We start from the raw sequence: 23,510 nt of genomic DNA on the forward strand, positions 1-23,510 counted from the left end.
TGTGAACAAGCTTTTGGCTTAGTTCATCTTTAATTTCTTTTGAATATCAGCTACGTATGTTTTAAACTTTTTATCGGTATCAATTAAATCTTCTACCGTTTGGCAGGCATAAATTACCGTAGAATGGTCTCTTCCCCCAAAAAACTGTCCGATTGTTTTTAATGAACTTTTAGTATGTGCTTTAGAAAGATACATCGAGATTTGGCGTGCCTGTACAATTTCACGTTTTCGGGTTGATGATTTTACCATCTCTACGGGAACTTCAAAATACTCGCAAACTAATTTCTGGATAGATTCCATCGAAATTTCTTTGCTTGAATTTTTAATAAAGTTCTTTAGCATCTGACGGGCTAACGCCAAATCAATTTCTTTTTTATTAAGTGTTGATTGCGCTAATAACGATACCATTGCACCTTCCAGTTCACGTACGTTATTATCAATGTTATGGGCAACATATTCAATTACTTCCTGGGGCAATTCTATGCCATCCTGGTAGATTTTCTTTTTCAGGATTGCCATACGTGTTTCCATATCCGGGATTTGCAGATCTGCTGACAAGCCCCATTTGAAACGGGACAATAAGCGTTCCTCCAATCCTGACAGATCTTTTGGGGATTTATCAGAAGTCAGGATAATCTGCTTTCCTGATTGGTGCAGGTGATTAAAAATGTGGAAGAAAATGTCCTGCGTTTTATCCCGGCCGGCAAAGTTGTGAACATCATCTACAATCAGTACATCCATTGCCTGGTAGAAATTTACAAAATCGTTGATGTTGTTATTCTTTAATGATTCTACAAATTGTGTCGTAAACTTTTCGCAGGAAACATACAATACCAATTTCTCCGGAAAAGATTGCTTGATCTCGTTACCAATAGCTTGCGCTAAATGCGTTTTTCCTAAGCCTACACCACCATAAATCATTAAGGGGTTAAAAGAAGTTCCACCGGGCTTTGCTGCTACGGCATAGCCGGCAGAACGGGCCAAGCGGTTGCAATCGCCTTCTATAAAAGTTTCAAAAGTGTAGTTCTGGTTTAGTTGCGGGTCAACCTGTAGTTTTCTTAATCCCGGTATTACAAATGGGTTTTTAATATCCTTGTTAATAGAAACAGGAATCGGCATAGACTGGTTTTTACCTTCGCTCCCATTTCCATTAGAAGGCATGTTAGTAGTAAAAGGTTTAGCCGAAGATTGTTCCATCACTATATTATACTCCAGCCTGCCTTCTTCACCCAACTGGTTTTTAATTGTTTTACGCAACAAGCCCACGTAATGTTCTTCCAGCCATTCATAAAAGAATAGGCTGGGAACCTGAATTGTAAGAACACTGCCTTCCTGCCGGATAGCTTTAATAGGTTCGAACCAGGTTTTAAAACTTTGGGCCGGAATATTGTCTTTTATGATGTTCAGACAGTTGTTCCAGATATGCGTACCAGTTTTTTCCATGTAGTTTTTATCAAAAAGTTGATTTCCAATCGATCAGTAAGGTTTCTTATAAACCCGTTTGGAAGACCGAAGATTCAAAAAAAAGATGTGGAAAAAAACTTTAATTTCCGATTTTTTATAAGCTGCTCAAATGCAATAAGATAAGAAATCCACCCTCAAATGTGCAAAAAAACATAACAAAAATGCTTTGTTTTGATTCCTTTTTTTATAATGTGGTAGTTCATCCAAATTTAACAATAAAAAAAATTGTTTATATTAAAGGTTTAATAATCAGTAGTATAAATATTAAAAAAATATTAACCCCAACTTCCACTATCAAAAAAACTGATATTTCTTACGTAAATACCAGTCATTTTATAAATACTTATCAACAAAGTGCTGTTTAATGGATTTTTACCGGAGAAGCTGTGCAGCTTCGTCCCGTATTATGGCTGCTGCCAACTCATAAGGGTTGTTTTCCATCCTTCCGATCTGCTCCAGTACAAGTTTTCCAAAATCTAAACCTGTTGCTTGTGGCGGCAGTGCTTTTACCGCACTGTTCATTAAAGATACTGTATCATTTTTAACCCTGTTTACAATTTCCCATGAAGCATCCCCCACATAAATTTGCTGTGTAATGTTATGCTGATACTCATTTCTGATTTCTGTTAATATCAGATAATGGAGTTCTCCGGCAGAAAAAGTATGGTTGTTTAACCTTACTAATAAATTAACCGGGTTTGTTCTGTCTATAAATAAAGTTAGCCGTTCATAAGCTTGTAAACGCAACGAAAGCGTTTGTTGATTAGCAGCTTGCTTCAGTTTGATCAACTGTTGATTTTCAAAACGCTGCAAATAAGGTTTAGCTATATAAAAAGCAGCAAACAGCACTAATAGCCCCGAAACTGTTAGTTTAACAATGTCAAAAAGATAGTTGTTCAGCATAAAAAATAATGTTGGTAAATGGTCATAAACGATAGGTGTATAACTTATATGTGCAATTTCAGTTATATTTGTTTAAATAAAAATTTTAAAAAAAATGAGTACTGTTATAGAATCCGTTTCAGCGCCAGTGTCTTTTACAGAAGGTGCTGTGGCCGAATTAAACAAACTGATTGATCAGCAGGAAATCAGTCCTGATTTTGGTTTACGTGTAGGTGTAGAAGGTGGAGGTTGTTCCGGAATGAATTATATTTTAGGTTTTGACCAGAAAAAAGACGGCGATCAGGAATTTATAATTAATGGTATCAAAACATTTATGCACAAAGCACATGGTTTATACCTTGCAGGCATGCAAATTGATTTTCAGGATGGCCTAAATGCCCGCGGTTTTACTTTTAACAATCCAAATGCAGCAAGTACTTGTGGCTGCGGTTCTTCTTTCTCTGTATAAATACTTCTTTTATCGTATAAAAATGCGCATGGTTAAAATAGCCAAGCGCATTTTTTATAATAAAAGTTGGTTTTTTAGCGGATAATCGTAAAGCAGCTTTTCTATATAAGGTGTTTTGAGCGATTTTTCTAATGCCTGCGCATGCCTTATATGGTGCATATCACTGGAAATAAAATCGACCATATTATGGTCAATCATTGCTTCTGCCATTGCTTTGGTTTTTCCTCCGTAATATCCGGTTAAAGAAATGGTGTTCATTTGCAAATTGCATCCCCAGCTTTTAATATTCTCGCAATTTTCTATACTTAAATAAGGATAACGTTCGGGATGCGCCAATATTGGTTTGTAACCTTTGTCAATCATTTTTTGAATGATGGGGATCAGGTTTGGATGAACGTCTATAAAAGACATTTCAAATAGCAGATAACCATCTTTCATGGGCATCACTTTATCTTCATCCAGTAGCGTTTCAAAAGCTTCGTCTAAATAATGCTCTGCAGCAGCTTCAATCTCAATTTCGATATGCTGTTTTTGCAGTTCATTTCTGAGTACTTGTAAAGCACTTCCAATAGTTTCTGCATTATTACGATAATAATCAACCATTATATGTGGTGTTGCAATAATCTTCTTAATACCAAGGTTCATTATTGCCTGTACCAATACAACCGATTCTTCTACTGTTTGCGCCCCATCATCAATACCCGGAAGAACATGCGAATGCATATCTACAGCAAGGGTGCTAAAATCGAGTGGTTTTACAAATTCTAAATTTCTTTTTTTACTGAAGATGCCAAACATGCTTAGCGGTTTTCATACTGTTCCTGGTAGTACTGCTTGTAATTACCAGAAGTAATATTGTTAAGCCATTTTTCGTTTGCCAGATACCAGTCAACAGTTTTCTCCAATCCCTGCTCAAAAGTTACACTTGGTGTCCAGCCTAATTCATTTTTTAATTTAGTTGCATCAATGGCATAACGCAAATCATGGCCTGCACGGTCTTTTACATAAGTAATCAGTTTTGCTGATTCCCCTTCTGCACGGCCTAATTTCTGGTCCATTATATTACATAAAAGATGTACCAGGTCGATGTTCTTCCATTCATTATGCCCGCCAATGTTATAAGTTTTACCAGCATCGGCATTATGAAAAATAACATCAATTGCACGCGCGTGGTCCTCTACCCAAAGCCAGTCGCGAATGTTTTCGCCTTTTCCATAAACCGGAATTGGTTTTTTCTCCTGGATGTTATGGATAGTAAGCGGAATTAATTTTTCGGGGAAATGATTAGAGCCATAGTTATTAGAACAATTGGAGATCACCGTATCCATTCCATAAGTATCCTGGTAAGCACGCACCAAATGATCGGAACCAGCTTTTGAAGCTGAATATGGAGAATGCGGATCATAAGCAGTTTCTTCTGTAAACATGCCCGTTTCGCCTAAAGTACCATAAACTTCATCTGTAGAAACATGATAAAAACGGGTTTTATCGTATTTACCTTTCCAGCAATCACGGGCAGCGTTTAACAAATTTGCTGTACCAACTACGTTAGTCATTACAAATTCTAACGGGTTCGTGATAGAACGGTCCACATGCGATTCTGCAGCCAGATGGATTACAGCATCAGGTTGTTCTGATGTAAATAATTCATTGATAAAAGAAGCATCAACAATATCCCCTTTTACAAACTGGTAATTCTGCTCGTTTTCAATATCACGTAAGTTCTCTAAATTACCGGCATAAGTTAGTTTATCTAAATTGATAATATGATATTGCGGATAAGTTTTTACAAACCGCCTTACTACATGTGATCCGATAAAACCGGCCCCTCCGGTTATGATAATTTTCTTTTCCATTTTTTATAAAGGATTTTCGTTGATGTATTTTTCCCAGTTCCAGGCAGTAAGCATCATCTGATCTACATCAAGCTCTGTTTTCCATTTTAGTTTTTCTGCTGCTTTGGTTACATCTCCCCAAACTTGTTCCACATCACCAGGACGGCGAGGGCCAATTTCATAATTTAATTTAACGCCCGTTGTTTTCTCGAACGCATGGATTACTTCCAACACAGAACTTCCTTTACCTGTGCCAATATTCACTACATCGTAACCTGTAAAATCTGTAGCTGTTTCCATATATCTTAAAGCAGCTACGTGTGCTTTTGCCAGGTCGACCACATGAATGTAATCGCGTATATTACTGCCATCAGGTGTGTTATAATCATCACCAAAAACAGTTAACTTTTGGCGTTTGCCAATAGCGGTTTGGGTGATAAAAGGAACTAAATTTTGTGGTACGCCAATAGGTAATTCGCCTATTAAAGCTGATTGATGTGCGCCAACCGGATTAAAATAACGCAGCGAAATAATTTTATAAGCACTGCCGGAAGCAATTACATCCTGTAAAATTTCTTCTGCAACTTGTTTTGTATTGCCATAAGGCGACTGTGCTTTTTTTACCGGTGCTTTTTCTGTAACCGGCAATTCGTCTGGCTGGCCATAAACGGTACAACTGGAAGAAAAAACAAAATTTAACTTCTTTCCCTGGTAAGCTTCCAATAGATTTAGTAAGGAAAAAAAGTTATTTTTATAATACATCAATGGCTTTTGGACAGATTCGCCTACTGCTTTTGAAGCAGCAAAATGAATAATGCCGGCAAGATCTGGTTCTTTACTTACCAATTCTGCAATTTCCTGTTCGTAACAAAGGTCTAATTTGTAGTAGTTTGGTTTGAAGCCTAAAATTTTGCTTAACTGATCTAAAATTTTAGGGTTTGAATTAGACAGGTTATCTACAATTACCGGTTCATATCCGGCATTAACCAATTCCACAACCGTATGCGAACCGATAAAGCCCAGTCCGCCTGTAACCAGAATTTTTGACATTATTATTTGTTATAGTAAGTAAAATCTTTATGCTGAATTTCTATATCGGGCAATGATTTAAAATATTCGTAAGTAATTTTCAAACCTTCCGCCCGTGATACTTTTGGCTCCCAACCTAAAATGGCTTTTGCTTTTGTAATATCAGGCCGGCGTTGTTTTGGGTCATCAGTTGGCAATGGTTTACTTACCAGCTCTTGATTGGTTCCGGTTAGTTTGATAATTTCTTCGCCAAACTGCCTGATTGTTATTTCATCCGGGTTACCAATATTCATGGGTTGGGTATAATCACTCATCAATAAACGATGGATACCTTCGATCAAATCATCGACATAACAAAAAGAACGGGTTTGAGAACCATCACCAAAAACAGTAAGTTCTTCTCCTCTCAATGCCTGACCGATAAATGCCGGTAAAACACGACCGTCATTTAAACGCATTCGGGGGCCGTAAGTATTAAAAATGCGGATAATACGGGTTTCTACCTGATGAAAAGTATGATAAGCCATGGTAATCGCTTCCTGAAAACGTTTGGCTTCATCATAAACACCTCTTGGCCCAACCGGGTTAACATTGCCCCAGTATTCTTCGGGTTGTGGGTTCACGCTTGGGTCGCCATAAACCTCTGAAGTTGAAGCAACCAGGATACGTGCTTTTTTATCTTTAGCCAAACCAAGCAGATTATGTGTACCTAATGAACCTACTTTTAAAGTTTGAATAGGGATTTTTAAATAATCGATCGGGCTGGCCGGCGAAGCAAAATGAAGAATGTAATCTAATTTACCAGAAATATGTACATATTTAGAAACATCGTGGTTATAAAACTCGAAGTTTTCCAGTTTAAAAAGATGTTCGATGTTTCTGAGGTCACCTGTAATAAGGTTATCCATCGCAATTACATGAAAATCTTCTTTAATGTAACGATCGCACAAATGAGAGCCTAAAAAGCCTGCTGCACCTGTAATTAAAATTCGTTTTCTATTTTCCATTATGCGATTGTTTTCCTTCCGATGCTACTGTAATAAAATCCGGCTTTAGTCATTTTATCCAGGTCGTATAAATTACGGCCATCAAAAATAACATTATTCTTGAGCTTCTCTTTTACGTAGTTGAAGTCAGGCGTTCTGAAAACAGACCATTCTGTAACGATTAATAATGCATCTGCGCCATCTAAAGCAGCATAACGATCTGGAGCATACGTAATCTTATCACCTAAAAGCCTTTGCACATTTGGCATTCCTTCCGGGTCATAAGCAACTACCGAAGCGCCATGTTTTATCAATTCATCAATAATATATAACGCCGGTGCTTCGCGGATATCATCGGTTTCAGGCTTAAATGCCAATCCCCAAATGGCAAACTTTTTCCCTTCTATTCCATCTTTAAAATATTCCAATACTTTTTTTACCAGCTTCTTTTTCTGTGTTTCGTTCACATCCATTACAGAGTCCAGAATTTTGAAATCGTACCCATATTCTTTGGCAGATTTAGCCATTGCCTGTACATCTTTCGGGAAGCAACTACCACCATAACCAACACCCGGGAACAAAAAGCGTTTACCAATACGGGCATCTGCACCAATTCCTGCACGAACCATATCTACATTTGCACCAACCAGTTCGCACATGTTGGCTACTTCGTTCATAAAAGTAATTTTAGTAGCGAGGAAAGAATTGGCTGCATATTTTGTTAATTCTGATGATCGCTCGTCCATAAATAAAATCGGGTTTCCCTGGCGCACATAAGGCCCATACAATTCACCTAAAATGTCACGGGCACGCACATCGGTTGTACCAATAACCACACGGTCCGGTTTCATAAAATCCTCTACCGCAACCCCTTCACGTAAAAACTCAGGATTAGAAACCACGGCAAACTCAACCGAAGTATTTTCTTTAAAAACAGCAGTTACTTTATCTGCCGTACCAACCGGAACAGTAGATTTAGTTACGATTACTTTATAGTCTGTTATTAATTTAGCAATATCTTTTGCAGCACCCAACACAAAGCTTAAATCGGCAGAACCATCTCCACCCGGCGGCGTTGGCAAAGCCAGGAAAATAACCTGTGCCTCTTTGATAGCTTCGGCCAGATCTTTTGTAAAGTGCAGGCGTTCCTGTTTAATATTCCGGTGAAAAAGCTGTTCTAAACCAGGTTCATAAATTGGCAGAACGCCGTTTTGCATGGCTTTAACTTTTTCTTCATTAATGTCCACGCAGATCACCTCATTTCCGGTTTCTGCCAAACATGTTCCGGTTACTAATCCAACGTAACCTGTTCCTACAACGGCTATTTTCATATTTGAAATTCTTATTAAAATTTATGTTTTACCTTCGACGAATATATAAAATTCTGTTAAAATATGCTTATTCTTTATCGTATTAGTATTAAAGCTTACTATTTTGGCATTTGGCTGGCTTCCTTTTTTAATCCAAAAGCACGTTTATGGATTGAAGGGCGCCGGAAACAAAAGCTTGTTACGTTAAATGAAAGTATTTGGTTCCACTTTGCTTCATTAGGCGAGTTTGAGCAGGGACGGCCGGTCCTGGAAAAACTAAAAGCAGAAAATCCTGCCGTAAAAACAGTAGTTACTTTTTTTTCCCCTTCGGGATACGAGATCAGGAAAAATACGCCTTTAGCAGATTATGTTTACTATTTGCCATTGGATACACGAAGAAATGCTAAATTATTCATTAGTACCATCAAACCTAAAATTGCCATTTTTACCAAGTATGAATACTGGTATTTTTATATGGATGAGCTATATCAGCGTGAAATACCATTGTATCTCATTTCAGCGATCTACCGTCCGCAGCAAATTTTTTTCAGAAGTTATGGAGGATTTTATAGGAACATGCTTCTTTTAACACAACATTTTTTTGTTCAGGACGAGGTTTCAAAAAAACTGCTGGCTGATATTAACATTGATGAAGCAACCGTAAGCGGAGATACGCGTTTTGACCGCGTTTGGGAAAATGCACAAACCGTAAAACCGCTGGAAACGATAGCAGCTTTTAAAGGTGAAAGCAAAGTTTTTATAGCAGGAAGTACCTGGCCGACGGACGAAGATTTGATTACAAATTTAATTTTGATTTATCCAAAATGGAAATTCATTATCGCGCCACACGAAATCAGTAAAGAAAAAATCAGTAATTTATTGGAGAAACTTCCGGCAGAAAAAACAGTGAGATATTCTGAAATTCCTACAGATTCAAATTTATTACATCAAAAGCAGGTTTTGGTAATTGATAATATCGGACTACTTTCACGGCTTTACCAATATGGCACCATTGCGTATATTGGCGGCGGTTTTGGTGCCGGCATCCACAATACTTTAGAAGCTGCCGCTTTTGGTTTGCCAGTTATTTTCGGCCCTATTTATCAGAAATTTAAGGAAGCGCAGGACTTGATTACCTTGAATGCAGGTTTTTCTATTGTAAACGAAGCATCATTAGAAAACATTGTTTATCAATTAATCAATGATGATAATTTTTATTTTCGGGCTTCTGCAAATGCTAAAAATTACACACAGCAAAATACAGGGGCTACCAATAAAATTATAAATTATATTCGCTCCCATCAAACATTTTGATATTTGGCTATCTGTCGATGCTTCTTTTATCACCTAAAAAACTTTAATCATTTTTATTGATGCACCAATTTTGTAGTGCTAAAAGAAGCATTGGTGTTTTCATCACAACCCCAACTTTCTCAACGCAGCAATTCCAATAACTTAGGCAATCGCCATTTGCCTTAATGCTTCAACAAACAGCGGCGAATCATTTAAGCTTTCAACCAGTTGTATTTTTTCTCCGCCTAAAGCTTTAAACTCTTCGTTATATTCTATCGAAACTTCGTAAACGGTTTCCAGACAATCTGCCACAAAAGCCGGACAAAATACCAGCATTCGTTTTTTTCCTGCTTTGGCTAATTCTGCCACAACTTCAACCGTATAAGGTTTTACCCAGGGATCGTTTCCTAAACGTGACTGGAAACAAATGGTATATTGATCTGGAGTGAGATTGAGTTTTGCTGCAATTAAACGGGCTGTATGATGAGATTGTGCAGAGTAGCAAAATTTATTGGCATCAGTAAGCGTAGCGCAGCAATCAGCTGTTTTTAAGCAATGATTTTGGGTTGGATCTGATTTGATCAACTGCCTTTGCGGCAAACCATGAAAGCTGAACAAAACGTGGTCAAATGTTTCAGGTTGATACTTTCTTCCATTTTCAGCAAAGTTTTCAATCATTAACTCATTATCATGGAAAGAATTAACAAAAGACAGATCAGGAATAGTCAGCCATTTGCTAACCAGTTCCATTACCTTCTGATAAACCGAACCACTGCTTGCAGAGGCATACTGCGGAAAAAGTGCAATTACTTTTAAACTATCCAAATTTGCCGCTTTTAGTTTTTCCAGAGCAGATTCTATGGAAGGGCTTTGATAACGCATGGCCAGCTCCACCTGATAATCGTCGCCCAAACTTTCCTGCAATAGCTCGGCTTGCTTAATGCTGTAGTATAATAAGGGCGAACCATTTTCCGGCGACCAGATTTCCTGGTATAATTTAGCAGATTTTGGCGAACGAAAAGGTACAATTGCGCCTTTTACCAGTAAAGCACGCGTTATTGGATTGATGTCTATTACCCGGTCATCCATCAAAAATTCATTCAGATATTTCCGTACATCTTTTGTTTTCGGACTGTCTGGCGTACCCAGATTTACTAATAAAACTCCTTTTTTCCCCATAAATATTTTAGGCAATGCTTCTTTTACTGTGCAAAAGTATATTTTATTGGATTGGAGTTGTTATGAAAAGGATTAGAGAAAATCAATTTGACGGTTTGGCAACAATTTTTTTTGTTCCTGAATTTCTTAGCTGCTCTTTTAAAAGTCTATGATTATTTATTTAAATTTGATCTATGAGCGTATTAGTAAACACAAAAAACGAACAGGAGGAAAAAGTTTTATTAGCTTTTTTGGACAGTTTACGTTACGACTATCAATCCGATATTAAGGAAGAGGTTAATCAAATCAATTATTTATTTATTAACCACTACAATGATGAAATAGATCAGGCTGATTCTGAAATTGAAAATTTTGTTAAGCATGAAGATGTGGAACAACTTTTTCAACAAAGAAGAAAAGCGCTTTGATGAATATAAAATGGAATAAATTGGCTATTAAAAAAGATAGAAAAGGAAATTTTAGCACAAATAAAAGCATTACCTAAAAACGCAGCACTTTACCAAGCTGATAGATTTAAGAAAAATAATGATGGGAGCTTTTACGCTTTTGAAATAGACCATTACAGAATTTCTTACCGGAAGCTACCTAAAGAAATAAGAATTTTAAGGATCAGACATTCAAGCAGAAAGCCTTTTACGAGATAAGATAAACTTTAAAAGTTACGCTTTCTTCATCTTCCACAACAACCACCAAGGCGTTCCCGGAGAATCATGGTGTTCATAATGATAACCAAAAAAATAGCAGGTAAAAAAAGCAAACAGATGATTTTTGCGCTGTGTGCTCGACTGATGCCGGTTATCATGCTCGCCTTTGTGCGGCAAATATGTACCGAAGTAAAAAAGCTGTAAAGTGCTCAGCAATGATGGCAAAACCCAAAACAGGATCAGGTTTTGCTGCGGGACCCAGATTTTTAGAACATTAAACAAGATCGCCATAAAAACTACTTGCCAAACTGACAAGTAATTCCTGATAAAACGAAAATACCAGCTAACAAAATTGCCATAATGATAATCCGGATCTTGTTCTGTATGAACATGACTGTGGTGCAAATGATGCTTGGTGTACAATTTAGGATACCAGAAAGCAGCGTAAAACAAAGTACAAATTTGTCCGACTACTTTATTGATAATTGGTTTTGGAGAAACCGTACCGTGCATTGCATCATGAGCGGTAATAAAAAGCCCTGTGTATAAGTGTATTTGCAACAGGACCAGGAAATAAACCGTTGGGTTGCTCCAGCTAAAATGCCAGCACATTAATAATACGGTTGATAAAGCCCAACAAGAAATTACAAGGGTTGCAAAAAACAAACCTAAGCCGGAAGCTGCATATTTTCTAATATTCAGATCGGTCATAACAAATTTTTAATATTGTTCGAGTACTTGTTTTACTTCTTTCATTAACCACATTGGTGTTGAAGTTGCACCACAGATGCCAATTTTATCATTAGGCGAGAACATGGAAACTTCCAGTTCATGAGGAGAGGAAATAAAGTAAGTGTTTGGATTATATTTCCGGCAAACTTCATATAAAACCTTTCCATTAGAGGATTTTCTGCCGGATACAAAAAGGATCTTATCAAATTTTTGTACAAAATCTGGTAAATCTTTATCCCGGTTTGATACCTGCCTGCAAATCGTATCATTTGCAATAACTTCATGGCCACGCCTGGTCAGTTCATCTTTAATATGATAAAACTTCTCCATGCTTTTGGTCGTCTGACTATACAAAGTAAATTTTTGCGGAAGCTCTACTTGATCGAGTTCTTTTATATCTTGAAAAACCAATGCTTCATCATTGGTTTGCCCTTGTAAACCAATAACTTCTGCATGACCGTGCTTTCCAAAAATCAATATTTTCTCATCCTGATCATAAGAACTTTTAATCCGGTTCTGCAGTTTTAAAACTACCGGACAGGATGCATCAATCAGGCTAATATTGTTTTGAAGGGCAATACGATACGTTTCTGGCGCTTCGCCATGCGCGCGGATCAATACTTTTTCGTGCTGTAAGTTTGGCAGATCCTCGTGCGAAATAATACGCAAACCCTTCATTTTCAATCTTTCTACCTCTTCATCATTGTGCACAATATCGCCCAAACAATACAAATAACCATCCTGCTCCAAAATTTCTTCGGCCATGTCAATGGCATAAACAACGCCAAAACAAAAGCCGGAATCCTGATCGATTGTTACATGTAACTGGTAATTTTCCATAATGTACAAATTTAACGTAAAATGCGGAATTTAAGTTCTTTAATTATCAGGCAAAATTCAAAACTGCAAAGAAGACAAATTGCACAAGCAGTAAAACAGGTGCAACCCAATTTTGAAACCTAAAATTAAAATATTGAAAAACAGTTAGTAAAGATAAACTAACGATGCACCAACAAATATAATTTTTAACAGGAACGGCGTCTGTAAGCCAATTCCAGTAATCGAAACGGATTGCAACCGGTTCAAGGATGAGATCAAGCAAAACCAGTATAACCGAACCGGAAATAACTTTTAATGCTACTGTTTTTACCGATAGTTTTTGCAGAAGGACACTTGTTGAATAAATAAGTAAAAACCAGTTTATTCCAATTATCAGCGGAATTTCATCCACCTTAAAACCTAAAGTTTTACCATAAACATAATTGCCGAAAAGCCAGTGTTTATGCACTCCGGTCCATTCGGCAGCAAAACCTGCGGTTATGATAATTAAAGCAAACAGGAGCAGTTTAAAGAATCTTCCATGATGATTTATCAGCACTAAAAACAGCATCAGCAATAAATGGAATGGAACGAGCTGTAAAAAAAGCGGCTGTAAAAAAGGTACAAAGAAACCTATCAGCCCAACAAAATGGAACAGGACAATCAGGACAATTGAAACGTTTTTTTTGTTTAGCTTCAAACTTTTCTTCCTTTCCAGGTTACTGTTTTGGTAAGATGTTTTTTAATGGATAGATGCGCTATAATAACCAAACTTACCATTTGTAAAGGGTGCAATAGCATATTGTAAAACGGGTTTTGGCCGGATTCCAGGGAAATCATAATGCGCGTAAGCACGATGAGGGAAACCATCATTAAAAACAGTTGCAGGTTTAAAGTCAGGCCAACTATAATTGGTCCGCCAATTAAAAAAAACAGGTAAAGTAAAAAAGTAATAATGCTGTAATTAAAAGGCGCTAAAAAATTCTTACTAAATCCATGGACCGCTTCCTGATAATTGTTGTACATTCTGCATCGTATTAATCCGTTTGCCAGCAAACCCTCTCCTTTTAACCGGTTTTGCTTTACACATTTCATAATTTCTACATCTTCTACCACCTGGTCTTTCACTTTTTGATGCCATTGGTGCCCGCGGTATTTCTCCGCATCAAAAAACATAAATTGGCCGCTGGCAGCAGCAAAAGCAGGATTTTTAGAAAGATAAATTAACCGCAACGGCAACAAATTTAAAAGCATGTAGTGCATCAGCGGAACAACCAATGTTTCGCCTAAAGTTACCATTACCTGATTGGTAAAAAGGCTTAACAAAGCCAAACGGTGTACTTTAGTACGATAAACAGCGCTGTTGATTAAGCCGTTGTAAATTTCTTCATCGGCGTCCAAAAATAACAAATATTTACCTTTTGCCTGCTGCGCCAACTGGTAACAAGCATAATTTTTACCCAGCCAACCCTCTGGCAGAGGTTTACCAATAATTACTTTAACTGTTGGGTTTTTTCGGGCAAATTCTGTACACAAGTTATAAGTATGATCGGTAGATTGGTCGTCTAACACAATTACTTCTATATTTTTATAGTCTTGTTTTTCAATAGATTGCAGTAAGGTTAAAATGTTTTTTTCTTCATCTCTGGCGGGGACCAGGATAGAAACCAGATCGTGGTACTGGCGGGAAACTTTGGTTAATTTGGGATTGGAAATAAAGTTGAAAAGTGTAACGCAAAAGCGCAGTATCAGGAAAAAATAAACGAGGTAACAAAACAGAATAGCCATTATTTAACAATTGCAGTTTGCACTATCCCCGATTGCTGGTAGTGTTCCTGATACGCGGATTGAACATTTTCCAGGCCGGCAAAGTTTGATGCTTCAAAACTTTTTAAATAAATAAAAGCGGTAGGTTTTGCCTCAGAAAAATGTTCGGTAAAAGAAGCAGCAAAAATATATTGGAATTTTTGCTTGCTAAAACCAATTATCCGCTCTAAACCTTTTTCAAAATTTATCGCTTTTGTAAAATTTGAATGTAATTTCCCCTGCGGAAAAATTAACACTAAATTTTGAGGGTTATTTAACAAATCGCCCGCGTATTTTAAAGTTTGCATTATACTTTTTGAACCTTTAGAAACAGAAAATGCACCTGTGTATTTCATAAAACTGTTTTTACGGATGGTTTTTTCCAAAATCATTACATGGAATTTCTTTTTAAAAAGCAGTTTATTCAGATGAAAAAACAAAAATCCGTCCCACCAACTGTAGTGGTTTGCAATGAGTAATATTGATTTATTGGTATCAATTGGAACTGAATTGTAAACAAGTTGATGAAAATGTTTATGGACCAACCGGGAAATGTACCAGGAAAAAAAACTGTAAATAAACCAGTTGTTTTTATTTTTGACCATGCTTCTTTTACCGGTGTTTTTTAATGACTTACGTTGATCTGATTTTTTAAAGCCTGCTGATGGAAACCGTTAATTTGTTTAGTCAGCTTTTCCAAAGAAAAATCATGGTTAGTGCCGCAATCTAATAAGTGAAAATAAGCAGTTGGTTTAAAACTTTCAAAGTAATCAACAAAAACAGAAGCGTAAACAATCTGGCAATTGCCTTTGATGTTTCTAACCAGATAACTGATGCCTTTTTCAATCCTGATCTCGGTACTGTGGTTTGATTCTAAAGCGCCTTGCGGAAATACAGTTACTATATTTTCTGGCCTATCTAATTGTAAAGCAGCATATTGCATTGATTTTAACATATCGCGCGAAGTTCTGCTGATCGAAAACGAACCTAACCTGCGCAGCCACATCCGCTGCTGCAGATGGTCTTCCTGCATCATGGTAAATATTTTTTTATGAAAGATGAAGTGGCCGAGATAAGCTGCCAGAAAGCCATCCCACCAACTAAAATGATTGCATAAAAGAAGCACCGAATGCCCGGGCTTAATTTCGATTTGATTATATAAAGTTAACGCACGAAAGCTTTTAAGCATCCGCCAGCGCATAAAAGGCAAAAAAAGTTTATAAAATAATCTGTTCCTGTTGCTGGTAATCATTGGTTTGTTTTGCAATATACTGATCAAGTTTTGCCGTTATAAGCCAGTGGCCCAATGGGAGCACATGCAATTCTGGCTGGTTTAATAAACTTAAAAACTTTTTACTATTGCTTTCCGGAAATAAATTATCAAACTGCCCGAAATATAATTGACAGCGAATATTATTTAGGTTAATTAACCGGGCAATTTTTTCAATATCAGGACGAATGGTTTTGTTAAAATTAACAGTGTAATAAGCATTCAACCGCTTTGTTGGCGTATCTATTTCATGATACGCAATAATATATAAACTATGGTCGATTACATTTATTTTGTTAAGTAGCTTTAGTGCCAAAACCATCATCCAACTGCTATAAGTTAATTTTCTGAAAATTTTTTTACCGATAAAAGAAGCACGTAAAAAGTGTAAGCCCTGGTGTTCTGCCAATCCATCAGGTGCCATTAAAAAAATCTCATCTACCCATTCTGCAAAATTTTCCAATAAAAATAGCGCCATATTTGCCCCTATAGAATATCCGATCAGTGAAAACCGTTGTTCCCCAAATTGTTTAAACCAGGTTGTAAGATATGCTTTCAGCAAATCCGGCTGCATTCCTGCTAAAACGTAAGCTTCGGTTCCGTTATCTAAAACAGAAGTACCGTGAAAAAAATGATCGAAACCAATAACACGGTGTTGTTTTAGCAATGAATTTTCAAGTATAGAAAACTGTTTCCCCGTCATGCCATATCCGTGAAAAGCAAAAAGCAGCTTTTGTCCGCTGCCATATTCATGGTAATGCACTTTGCCTAAACCCTTAATCTCCAGAAAACCCATGCAAGCAAGTATAAATATTTTTATTAAAAGCCTTTAAAAGAAGTACGGCTTAAACTAAAAAAGGGCTATCGTTTTACCAATAACCCTTTAATTTTAAAAAAAGAAAATTATTTTTTTTCATTTTCAGCAGCTGCGTTTACGCCGCCTTCTGCAATTTCTGTTAACAGTTTATCAGCGTATTTTTCTTCTGCCAAAGTTTCCTCTAATAATGTTACTGCTTCATCGTAACCAAGTACGCCTGCTAAGGTTTTTAAAGTTCCGTATGTTGCAATTTCATAATGCTCACATTTTTGTGCAGCAGAAATTAATGCTACGTCACGCACTTCTGTGCCTTCTTCTGTATCTTCAATCAGTTCTTCAGCTTCTTTAGCCAAACCTGCCATTGCTTCACATTTTTTAGGATTTGCTTCTTCACCAACTATTTCAAAAACTTTTTCCAGACGAGAAATCTGCCCTTCTGTTTCTGTAAGGTGCGTATCAAAAGCATCTTTTAATTTATCAGAAGTAGTTGCTGCCGATAGTTTTTTAAGGCTTTTAACTAATTGGTTTTCAGCCCAAAGAATATCTTTTAACTCATCTACAAATAATTCTTTTAATGCACTTTCTTCTGCCGGGGTGCGTTTTGTTTTAGGGGCACTTTTAGATTTTGCTGTTGCCATTGTTAAATAGTTTAAATTTGATTGTTGTTAGTACAAATGGCAGCAAAAAATGTTTTTTTAAAAGCATTCCTTTATTATTTACCAATCCAATCACTCACAATTTTTGCAGATAACAAAGCCAGCGGAATTCCTCCGCCCGGATGCACGCTTCCGCCACAAAAAAACAGATTTTTTATTTTAGAGGATTTATTAGAATGGCGCAAAAAGGCCGCAAACTGGCTGTTAGAACTTGTTCCATATAAAGAACCCTGGTAAGAAAAAGTTTTACTTTCGATGCTTCGCGGGTCCAAAATACTTTCGCAAACAATCAGTTCACCAATATCTTCGCCTAAAGCTTTTGATAGTTTTTGGATGATATCTTTTCGCGCTTCTGCAATCAATTTATCCCAGTTTTGGCCTTGATTTGAAGGAACATTGATCATGGTAAACCAATTTTCGCAACCTTCCGGTGCATCTTTCTTTTCGTATTTAGAGCTGATATTTAAATAAATTGTAGGATCATCACTAATGCTTTTTTGCTGCCAGATGTGTTCAAACTCTTTCTGATAATCTTCGCTGAAAAAAATATTATGTAAATCCAATTGCCGAAACTGCTTTTTGATCCCCCAATAAAATATTAACGCCGAACTGCTCCGCTCCTGCCTTAAAATTCGTTTTGGTAATAACTTTGGATATTCACTAAGCAATTTTTTGTAGGTAAAATAAACATCTGAATTAGAAATAACTATATCCGCAGAAACAAATCCTCGTTCCACGATCTTCACTCCTTTCACGCTGTTCTTTTCAAGCACAATTTTTTCTATGGGAGAATTATAATGAAATTTCACGCCTAACCTTTCTGCCAGTTCAACCAGCGAAAGCGTAATTTGATACATGCCGCCATCAGGGAAATAAGCACCAAAATGCTGCTCCAAATGCGGAATAACATTAAGTGTTGCGGGCGCTTTAAATGGATTTGAACCGTTGTAAGTAGCAAAACGATCTGCATATTGCACCATTTTTTTATCGGTAAAAAAAGCATGGTTCGCTTTGTGCATTGAACGGAAAGCATCAATTTGAGTCAGCCTTAAAACTGATTTTAAAGTTTTAAAGCTGAGATAAGTTGATAAACGATGCAGGGACTTTTTCAAAAAAACATGATTGGTGATTTGATAAATCCGCTTACTATTCTCTAAATATTTTTTAATTGCCCCCGGCTGATCGCTTGTTTTTTTGCTGATTTCTGCTGCAAAAGCATTTGTTTCGTTAAAAGCGTCAACCTTCGTTCCATCCGGATAAAAATAACGGCAAACCATTGACAACTTTTGGTAGGTAAAAGAAGCATTGGGTTTTTCTCCGGCCAATGCAAACAGCTCGTCAACGTATTGCGGCATGGTAAACAAACTTGGGCCGGCATCAAAACGAAAACCATTTTGTTTAATTTCCGAAAGTTTTCCTCCGGGACAACTGTTCGCTTCAAAAACTTCAACCTCAAAACCTTTTACAGCCAAACGGATTGCAGTTGCAATTCCGGCAATTCCGGCACCAATGATGATCGCTTTTTTAGGCATAGAGGTTCGAGGTATCAGGTTGTGTGCTGTGACAAACTTAAAACAACAAAAAAGCAGGACAACAAATTATCCTGCTTTTTCTGATACTGTTTTTACCGGTGTTTTTTATAAAATTTCTTCACCCGGAGAATGATGTACTTCCGGCACCTGGTGTTTTCCTTCCAGGATTTCTTCGATCATTTTTTTATTGAAAGCCGGTAAATCTTTTGGTGTACGGCTGGTTACCAAGCCTTTATCGGCTACCACTTCTTCATCAACCCAATTTACACCGGCATTTTTCAAATCTGTTTTTAAAGATGGATAGGAAGTCATGGTCCTTCCGCTGATCATGCCGGTTTCAATCAACGTTTGCGGACCGTGGCAAATGGCTGCAACCGGTTTACCTTCATCTAAAAATGCTGATACAAAAGCTACTGCATCTTTATGCTGACGTAATTTATCAGGGTTTAAAACGCCGCCCGGAAGTACCAAAGCATCGTAATCATCCGGATTGGCATCTTCCAGTTTTTTATCTGCATTAATAGTAATTCCCCAATTGGTTTGGTCCCAGGCTTTAATTTCGCCGCCTTCCGGAGAAATTACATGTACTGTTGCGCCTGCTTCTTTTAAAGCTTCCAGCGGACTGGTTAATTCTACTTGTTCAAAACCTTCTTCGGTTAATATTGCTACTGTTTTATTACTTAAATCAGCCATAATCATTTTTATTTTTGTGTAGTTTAATATTGAACTAACTACAGCTAATGTTAAAGTTGGTTTTACAATTAACAAAATTTGACGATTACTGTCTTAGAATAATATTATCCAGATATTTATAACCTGTTCCGGTATTTAATATTAGTGCTTTTTCATTTTCTTTGATCCAGCCTGCATCAATCAGTTTTCGTGTAGCTTTCCAAACGGCAGCACCTTCAGGAGCCATTAATGTGCCTTTTTGCTGTGCGGCTTCAATAGTTGCGCTGATAATTTCTTCCTCGCTTAATGCAATTGCTGTTCCGTTTGATCCGGTTAAAACTTCCATCATTAAATCCATCCCGAAAGGAAAAGGAACGGCCAAACCGTTAGCTACAGAAGCCGACGGAAGTTCGTAATCATTTTTTTGTCCGGTAAAAGAAGCATAAGTTTTAACCACAGGCTGACAAGCTGAAGATTGCACAGCAACCATTCGAGGCAGTTTTCCTTCAATCCAGCCCATTTGCTGCATTTCCCGGAAAGCTTTCCAGATGCCGATTAAACCAGTTCCGCCGCCGGTTGGATAAACAATTACATCAGGCAGTTGCCAGTTAAACTGCTCGGCAATTTCGTAGCCCATTGTTTTTTTGCCTTCAATACGATAAGGTTCTTTTAAGGTAGAAACATCAAAAGCGCCGGTTTCCAGCTTCATTTCTGCTACTTTTTTACCGCAATCGCTGATTAAACCATCAATTAAAATTACTTCTGCGCCGTGTAGTTTACATTCTTGAATAAAAATTGCAGGCGTATGGCTTGGCATTACCACTGTTGCTTTGATGCCTGCTTTTGCACAAAAAACAGCTAATGCGCTGCCAGCATTTCCGGCTGTTGGAACGATGCAATGCGTTACGCCTAATTCTTTGGCTTTAGAAACAGCCATACCGATCCCTCGTGCTTTAAAAGAGCCGGACGGATTATAGCTTTCATCTTTCAGATAAATATCAACGTTTTTAAAATTTTCAAAAAGCCTAACGGGCGTAAAACCTTCGCCTAAAGTCACAATATTTTCAGCATCAAAAACAGGCAGAAACTCCTGATAACGCCACATATCCTGACGGCGGTTTTTTAATTCCTCTTTTTCGGGAGCATCAGCAAGATCATAGTTAACCAAAAAAGGTTTGTTACAACAAGGCGAAAAAGTATGGAGTTGATGAATATCGTACGGTTGTTTACAACGAGAGCAGATTAAATCTGTAGCTAAAGAAACGCTTTCAATAGTGGTTTGCATACAACAAAAGTAGATGGTGCATGATAACCAAGCTTATACAATTATTTCATAAGCTATAACTTAAATTTATAATGATTGTAAACAATAGCGGATAAATTGTTTCGTTAAGCCGTATTCTTCACTTCCTTTTCTGCGGATAAAAAAGAATTCTCTTTTAACGCTTAAACCTTTAACCGGAACTTCTACCAGATCGCCCGAATTTAATTCGCGCAAGATAGAAGGGCGAGGTAAAAAACCAAGAATTTCATCTGCCAATAAAAAGTTTTTTAGCGCTTCGGTCCCGCCAAGCCTGATTTTAACTTTTAGATCTGAAGGTTTGATAGGATGACCAGCCAAAGTATGCAAAAGTGCATTTAAAGTTCCTGAGCCACGTTCCCGCAAAGCTAACGGAACTGTTTTTAATTCTTCTATCGTTAAACTTTTTCCGGCTAAAGCACTTTTTTTAGAGCAGATGGCAATTACTTCATCATTCATAAAATGCTGATAAGAAACGGTGGTGAGTTTGTTTTCCACTTCAATAATACCTACATCAATTTCATGGTTTAGCAAGGCGTTCATCACATTTTCCGAATTTCGGTTAACCAACTGTATATCCACATTTGGAAATTTTTGCTGGAAGCCGGATAAAATGGAAGGCAGAATGTATAATGCGATGGTTGTACTGGCACCTAATTTTAAAAAACCTGCTGCACCTTCTCCTTTGCTTAATGTTAACAGGTCGAATTCAATTTTTTTCTCAATCTCACGTGCTTCTAATAAATAGTAGTAAAGCTTTTGCCCGGCTTCGGTAATTAAAATGGAATTGCCTTTCCGTTCAAAAAGCGGCAGTTTGTACTGATCTTCTAAAATTTTGATCTGTTTACTTACCGCAGGCTGACTGATAAATAAAGCTTTGGAAGCTTTAGAAAAGCTTAAATGTGCAGCTACTTCCAGAAAAACACGATGCGTGATAGAGATCATGCTGTTTTTATCGACTAAAAAAGGGCAATAAGAAATTCCTATCGCCCTTTAAAAAATGGTATTTTAAATTAAACTTCTACTTCTACCGGCTCGCCAATTAAATGGTTTGCCATTAAATATTCTGCAATTTGAATAGCATTTGTTGCTGCGCCTTTGCGTAAGTTATCAGAAACGATCCAGCAGTTTAAAGTATTTGGCTGCGTTTCATCTCTGCGGATCCTTCCTACAAAAACCTCGTCTTTTTCGTGTGCTTCTAACGGAGTTGGATATTTCAGGTTTGCAACATCATCAACTACAACAACGCCTGGTGCTTTTTCTAATAGTTCTTTTACTTCACCTAAATCAAAATCTTTCTCAAACTCAATATTTACGGATTCTGAGTGGCCGCCCATCACCGGGATACGAACGGTAGTTGCGGTAACCTTAATGCTGTCATCGCCCATAATTTTTTTGGTTTCCAGGATCATTTTCATTTCCTCTTTGGTGTAACCATTATCGGTAAATACATCAATATGAGGGAGCACGTTTAAATCGATTTTGTACGGATAAGCCATCGGCCCATCAATGCCTTTACGCTCGTTCATCAACTGGTCAACTGCTTTTACGCCTGTTCCGGTTACAGATTGATAAGTAGAAACAACAACACGTTTAATTTTATAAGCGTCGTGAAGCGGTTTTAAAGCCACAACCATCTGAATAGTAGAGCAATTCGGATTGGCGATAATTTTATCTTCCGCAGTTAAAACATCAGCATTTACTTCCGGAACGACCAGTTTTTTGGTTGGGTCCATGCGCCAGGCTGATGAATTATCAACTACAGTAATACCAGCTGATGCAAAAAGCGGGGCTTGTTGTAATGAAGTGTTGCCGCCGGCAGAAAATAATGCGATATCCGGCTTCATGCTAATCGCGGTTTCTGCTGAAACCACCTTGTACTGCTTTCCCTTAAATTCAACTTCCTTGCCAATGCTCTTTTCTGATGCTACCGGAATTAATGCTGTTACAGGAAAGTTGCGTTCTGCCAGAACCTGCAACATTTTCGTTCCCACCAGGCCGGTGGCGCCTACTACTGCTACTTTCATTTTTGTTTTAAACTATAAATATGATTTTGTTAATTATCCAAATATGCGAAAATTTTTGGCTTTTTGAAGAAGGAATAAACAATAGAAATGCCCGAATCATTTCAAAACTTTGGGATTAATATATTGAACTTCGAGAAACACGCGATGTAAGTGGTTAAAGTCAGCATCGGTTGTTACTAATTTTAAACCTAATAATGCAGCAGTTGAAGCGATCCATAAGTCATTTTTACCCATGTTTCGGGATGTTAGAAAAGGATAATTTGAGTAAGAAGGGTTCCGGCATTGAGAATAAGCGTCGATTTCAACATAAATATTAGTTAAGCTTTCATTTATCTCAACAAAATTTACTTTATTCAAAAATACATCTATAACCTGTAATCTTTTAATTCCCCAGTTATTTTGTAGTGCTATCGATTTTAACTCTGCAACAGAAACAATTGATATAAATACTTCTTGATTTTTTGGGTGATAACCTGCATTAAAAGTTCAGGGCTTAAACTTTTTGCAAACTGAAGTAAAATATTAGTATCAAACAACAAATTCATTTATTGTCCTTTAACATTTTCAAAGCAAGTTCTAATTCCTCCTCAGTAAGAAAAGCATCAGCAGGCAAATTTTTCAACGCTTCTACAAGCTGTTGCGGATGTTTGCCTGATTTATTGGCAAAAGCAGTTGTACCGCCGGCTGCCATAATCTCCTCAACGGAATAAGATTTAAAGTCAGCAAATGATAACTTGGTTTCATCTGAAGTTTTAGGGCTTTGCTTTTCCATAAAATGTTGTTCCTTA

At 37.2% G+C, this 23,510-nt stretch carries 27 protein-coding genes; 4 read left to right on the forward strand and 23 right to left on the reverse strand.

Annotated features, from left to right (window positions below; genetic code table 11):
• Positions 1-18 precede the first annotated feature (18 nt).
• Both dnaA and GO621_RS16940 read right to left on the reverse strand, forming a co-directional pair.
• Positions 19-1,443 carry a chromosomal replication initiator protein DnaA gene (dnaA, locus tag GO621_RS16935; RefSeq protein ID WP_157569238.1) on the reverse strand — a complete coding sequence of 475 codons (1,425 nt, stop codon included), beginning with the start codon at positions 1,441-1,443 and terminating at the stop codon, positions 19-21.
• A gap of 393 nt (positions 1,444-1,836) precedes the next feature.
• The gene (locus tag GO621_RS16940) at positions 1,837-2,367 is read right to left on the reverse strand and encodes a DUF7935 family protein (RefSeq protein ID WP_157569241.1); all 531 of its coding nucleotides are present in this window, start codon (positions 2,365-2,367) and stop codon (positions 1,837-1,839) included.
• A gap of 94 nt (positions 2,368-2,461) precedes the next feature.
• On the opposite strand from GO621_RS16940, the gene GO621_RS16945 reads away from it, so the two are divergent.
• Positions 2,462-2,815, forward strand: coding sequence for a HesB/IscA family protein (locus GO621_RS16945; RefSeq protein ID WP_157569243.1), 354 nt, complete (start codon positions 2,462-2,464; stop codon positions 2,813-2,815).
• A gap of 54 nt (positions 2,816-2,869) precedes the next feature.
• Here the strand turns inward: GO621_RS16945 and GO621_RS16950 are convergent, their stop codons facing one another.
• From GO621_RS16950 to GO621_RS16970, 5 genes are read right to left on the reverse strand one after another with little or no spacing between them, the layout of a single operon-like run.
• Positions 2,870-3,613 carry a tyrosine-protein phosphatase gene (locus tag GO621_RS16950; protein WP_157569245.1) on the reverse strand — a complete coding sequence of 248 codons (744 nt, stop codon included), beginning with the start codon at positions 3,611-3,613 and terminating at the stop codon, positions 2,870-2,872.
• Positions 3,614-3,615: 2 nt separating this feature from the next.
• Positions 3,616-4,671: a dTDP-glucose 4,6-dehydratase gene (gene rfbB, locus GO621_RS16955; protein WP_157569247.1), complete on the reverse strand. Its 1,056-nt coding sequence runs from the start codon at positions 4,669-4,671 to the stop codon at positions 3,616-3,618.
• A 3-nt stretch (positions 4,672-4,674) separates the two neighbouring features.
• Positions 4,675-5,700, reverse strand: a complete 1,026-nt coding sequence (gene galE, locus GO621_RS16960; protein ID WP_157569249.1) for a UDP-glucose 4-epimerase GalE — start codon at positions 5,698-5,700, stop codon at positions 4,675-4,677.
• A gap of 2 nt (positions 5,701-5,702) precedes the next feature.
• On the reverse strand, positions 5,703-6,686 hold the full coding sequence (locus GO621_RS16965; RefSeq protein WP_157569251.1) for a UDP-glucuronic acid decarboxylase family protein: 984 nt from the start codon (positions 6,684-6,686) through the stop codon (positions 5,703-5,705).
• Entirely contained in the window at positions 6,686-7,996 is a 1,311-nt protein-coding gene (locus GO621_RS16970; protein ID WP_157569253.1) for a UDP-glucose dehydrogenase family protein, read from the reverse strand. The genes GO621_RS16965 and GO621_RS16970 overlap by 1 nt, the downstream gene beginning before the upstream one ends.
• A gap of 63 nt (positions 7,997-8,059) precedes the next feature.
• Between GO621_RS16970 and GO621_RS16975 the strand changes: the two genes are divergently transcribed.
• Entirely contained in the window at positions 8,060-9,289 is a 1,230-nt protein-coding gene (locus GO621_RS16975) for a 3-deoxy-D-manno-octulosonic acid transferase (protein ID WP_157569255.1), read from the forward strand.
• Between the two features lie 141 nt (positions 9,290-9,430).
• Here the strand turns inward: GO621_RS16975 and hemH are convergent, their stop codons facing one another.
• Entirely contained in the window at positions 9,431-10,447 is a 1,017-nt protein-coding gene (gene hemH, locus GO621_RS16980; protein ID WP_157569257.1) for a ferrochelatase, read from the reverse strand.
• Between the two features lie 173 nt (positions 10,448-10,620).
• On the opposite strand from hemH, the gene GO621_RS16985 reads away from it, so the two are divergent.
• The gene (locus GO621_RS16985) at positions 10,621-10,854 is read left to right on the forward strand and encodes a hypothetical protein (protein WP_157569259.1); all 234 of its coding nucleotides are present in this window, start codon (positions 10,621-10,623) and stop codon (positions 10,852-10,854) included.
• Between the two features lie 36 nt (positions 10,855-10,890).
• Entirely contained in the window at positions 10,891-11,091 is a 201-nt protein-coding gene (locus tag GO621_RS19450; protein WP_394350193.1) for a type II toxin-antitoxin system RelE/ParE family toxin, read from the forward strand.
• Between the two features lie 15 nt (positions 11,092-11,106).
• Here GO621_RS19450 and GO621_RS16995 read toward each other — a convergent pair whose 3' ends face one another.
• The 15 genes from GO621_RS16995 to GO621_RS17065 form a co-directional block, all read right to left on the reverse strand.
• Positions 11,107-11,802 (reverse strand): fatty acid desaturase, encoded by a 696-nt coding sequence (locus tag GO621_RS16995; RefSeq protein ID WP_198170296.1) that lies wholly within the window; start codon positions 11,800-11,802, stop codon positions 11,107-11,109.
• 9 nt (positions 11,803-11,811) lie between these two features.
• Positions 11,812-12,663 (reverse strand): 4-hydroxy-3-methylbut-2-enyl diphosphate reductase, encoded by an 852-nt coding sequence (locus tag GO621_RS17000; protein ID WP_157569261.1) that lies wholly within the window; start codon positions 12,661-12,663, stop codon positions 11,812-11,814.
• Positions 12,664-12,709: 46 nt separating this feature from the next.
• Entirely contained in the window at positions 12,710-13,342 is a 633-nt protein-coding gene (locus tag GO621_RS17005) for a carotenoid biosynthesis protein (RefSeq protein ID WP_157569263.1), read from the reverse strand.
• Entirely contained in the window at positions 13,339-14,430 is a 1,092-nt protein-coding gene (locus tag GO621_RS17010; RefSeq protein ID WP_157569265.1) for a glycosyltransferase, read from the reverse strand. Before GO621_RS17010 ends, GO621_RS17005 begins: the two co-directional genes overlap by 4 nt.
• Entirely contained in the window at positions 14,430-15,053 is a 624-nt protein-coding gene (locus tag GO621_RS17015) for a 1-acyl-sn-glycerol-3-phosphate acyltransferase (protein ID WP_157569267.1), read from the reverse strand. The genes GO621_RS17010 and GO621_RS17015 overlap by 1 nt, the downstream gene beginning before the upstream one ends.
• A gap of 20 nt (positions 15,054-15,073) precedes the next feature.
• On the reverse strand, positions 15,074-15,700 hold the full coding sequence (locus tag GO621_RS17020) for a 1-acyl-sn-glycerol-3-phosphate acyltransferase (protein WP_157569269.1): 627 nt from the start codon (positions 15,698-15,700) through the stop codon (positions 15,074-15,076).
• Positions 15,666-16,514: an alpha/beta fold hydrolase gene (locus GO621_RS17025; RefSeq protein ID WP_157569271.1), complete on the reverse strand. Its 849-nt coding sequence runs from the start codon at positions 16,512-16,514 to the stop codon at positions 15,666-15,668. Before GO621_RS17025 ends, GO621_RS17020 begins: the two co-directional genes overlap by 35 nt.
• Positions 16,515-16,621: 107 nt before the next feature.
• Positions 16,622-17,173, reverse strand: a complete 552-nt coding sequence (locus tag GO621_RS17030; protein WP_157569273.1) for a YciE/YciF ferroxidase family protein — start codon at positions 17,171-17,173, stop codon at positions 16,622-16,624.
• A 74-nt stretch (positions 17,174-17,247) separates the two neighbouring features.
• The gene (gene crtD, locus GO621_RS17035) at positions 17,248-18,723 is read right to left on the reverse strand and encodes a 1-hydroxycarotenoid 3,4-desaturase CrtD (RefSeq protein WP_157569275.1); all 1,476 of its coding nucleotides are present in this window, start codon (positions 18,721-18,723) and stop codon (positions 17,248-17,250) included.
• Positions 18,724-18,828: 105 nt separating this feature from the next.
• Positions 18,829-19,416: a type 1 glutamine amidotransferase domain-containing protein gene (locus GO621_RS17040; RefSeq protein ID WP_157569277.1), complete on the reverse strand. Its 588-nt coding sequence runs from the start codon at positions 19,414-19,416 to the stop codon at positions 18,829-18,831.
• A gap of 85 nt (positions 19,417-19,501) precedes the next feature.
• Positions 19,502-20,680 carry a threonine synthase gene (locus GO621_RS17045; protein WP_157569279.1) on the reverse strand — a complete coding sequence of 393 codons (1,179 nt, stop codon included), beginning with the start codon at positions 20,678-20,680 and terminating at the stop codon, positions 19,502-19,504.
• Positions 20,681-20,746: 66 nt separating this feature from the next.
• A complete protein-coding gene (locus tag GO621_RS17050) occupies positions 20,747-21,640 on the reverse strand; it encodes a LysR family transcriptional regulator (RefSeq protein ID WP_157569281.1) in 894 nt (297 codons plus the stop codon).
• Positions 21,641-21,708: 68 nt separating this feature from the next.
• Positions 21,709-22,722 (reverse strand): aspartate-semialdehyde dehydrogenase, encoded by a 1,014-nt coding sequence (locus GO621_RS17055; protein WP_157569283.1) that lies wholly within the window; start codon positions 22,720-22,722, stop codon positions 21,709-21,711.
• Between the two features lie 96 nt (positions 22,723-22,818).
• Entirely contained in the window at positions 22,819-23,166 is a 348-nt protein-coding gene (locus tag GO621_RS17060; RefSeq protein ID WP_317163466.1) for a PIN domain-containing protein, read from the reverse strand.
• A gap of 97 nt (positions 23,167-23,263) precedes the next feature.
• Positions 23,264-23,494: a hypothetical protein gene (locus GO621_RS17065; RefSeq protein ID WP_157569285.1), complete on the reverse strand. Its 231-nt coding sequence runs from the start codon at positions 23,492-23,494 to the stop codon at positions 23,264-23,266.
• Between the last annotated feature and the right edge of the window lie 16 nt (positions 23,495-23,510).

Origin of the sequence: Mucilaginibacter arboris (assembly GCF_009754915.1) — a bacterium.
Taxonomy (GTDB): domain Bacteria; phylum Bacteroidota; class Bacteroidia; order Sphingobacteriales; family Sphingobacteriaceae; genus Mucilaginibacter_A; species Mucilaginibacter_A arboris.

Bases quoted from the DNA above. Each gene is read 5' to 3' on its own strand.
- dnaA (WP_157569238.1), bottom strand. From the start codon at position 1,443: ATGGAAAAAACTGGTACGCATATCTGGAACAACTGTCTGAACATCATA.
- GO621_RS16940 (WP_157569241.1), bottom strand. From the start codon at position 2,367: ATGCTGAACAACTATCTTTTTGACATTGTTAAACTAACAGTTTCGGGG.
- GO621_RS16945 (WP_157569243.1), top strand. From the start codon at position 2,462: ATGAGTACTGTTATAGAATCCGTTTCAGCGCCAGTGTCTTTTACAGAA.
- GO621_RS16950 (WP_157569245.1), bottom strand. From the start codon at position 3,613: ATGTTTGGCATCTTCAGTAAAAAAAGAAATTTAGAATTTGTAAAACCA.
- rfbB (WP_157569247.1), bottom strand. From the start codon at position 4,671: ATGGAAAAGAAAATTATCATAACCGGAGGGGCCGGTTTTATCGGATCA.
- galE (WP_157569249.1), bottom strand. From the start codon at position 5,700: ATGTCAAAAATTCTGGTTACAGGCGGACTGGGCTTTATCGGTTCGCAT.
- GO621_RS16965 (WP_157569251.1), bottom strand. From the start codon at position 6,686: ATGGAAAATAGAAAACGAATTTTAATTACAGGTGCAGCAGGCTTTTTA.
- GO621_RS16970 (WP_157569253.1), bottom strand. From the start codon at position 7,996: ATGAAAATAGCCGTTGTAGGAACAGGTTACGTTGGATTAGTAACCGGA.
- GO621_RS16975 (WP_157569255.1), top strand. From the start codon at position 8,060: ATGCTTATTCTTTATCGTATTAGTATTAAAGCTTACTATTTTGGCATT.
- hemH (WP_157569257.1), bottom strand. From the start codon at position 10,447: ATGGGGAAAAAAGGAGTTTTATTAGTAAATCTGGGTACGCCAGACAGT.
- GO621_RS16985 (WP_157569259.1), top strand. From the start codon at position 10,621: ATGAGCGTATTAGTAAACACAAAAAACGAACAGGAGGAAAAAGTTTTA.
- GO621_RS16995 (WP_198170296.1), bottom strand. From the start codon at position 11,802: ATGACCGATCTGAATATTAGAAAATATGCAGCTTCCGGCTTAGGTTTG.
- GO621_RS17000 (WP_157569261.1), bottom strand. From the start codon at position 12,663: ATGGAAAATTACCAGTTACATGTAACAATCGATCAGGATTCCGGCTTT.
- GO621_RS17010 (WP_157569265.1), bottom strand. From the start codon at position 14,430: ATGGCTATTCTGTTTTGTTACCTCGTTTATTTTTTCCTGATACTGCGC.
- GO621_RS17015 (WP_157569267.1), bottom strand. From the start codon at position 15,053: ATGGTCAAAAATAAAAACAACTGGTTTATTTACAGTTTTTTTTCCTGG.
- GO621_RS17020 (WP_157569269.1), bottom strand. From the start codon at position 15,700: ATGATTACCAGCAACAGGAACAGATTATTTTATAAACTTTTTTTGCCT.
- GO621_RS17025 (WP_157569271.1), bottom strand. From the start codon at position 16,514: ATGGGTTTTCTGGAGATTAAGGGTTTAGGCAAAGTGCATTACCATGAA.
- GO621_RS17030 (WP_157569273.1), bottom strand. From the start codon at position 17,173: ATGGCAACAGCAAAATCTAAAAGTGCCCCTAAAACAAAACGCACCCCG.
- crtD (WP_157569275.1), bottom strand. From the start codon at position 18,723: ATGCCTAAAAAAGCGATCATCATTGGTGCCGGAATTGCCGGAATTGCA.
- GO621_RS17040 (WP_157569277.1), bottom strand. From the start codon at position 19,416: ATGGCTGATTTAAGTAATAAAACAGTAGCAATATTAACCGAAGAAGGT.
- GO621_RS17045 (WP_157569279.1), bottom strand. From the start codon at position 20,680: ATGCAAACCACTATTGAAAGCGTTTCTTTAGCTACAGATTTAATCTGC.
- GO621_RS17050 (WP_157569281.1), bottom strand. From the start codon at position 21,640: ATGATCTCTATCACGCATCGTGTTTTTCTGGAAGTAGCTGCACATTTA.
- GO621_RS17055 (WP_157569283.1), bottom strand. From the start codon at position 22,722: ATGAAAGTAGCAGTAGTAGGCGCCACCGGCCTGGTGGGAACGAAAATG.
- GO621_RS17065 (WP_157569285.1), bottom strand. From the start codon at position 23,494: ATGGAAAAGCAAAGCCCTAAAACTTCAGATGAAACCAAGTTATCATTT.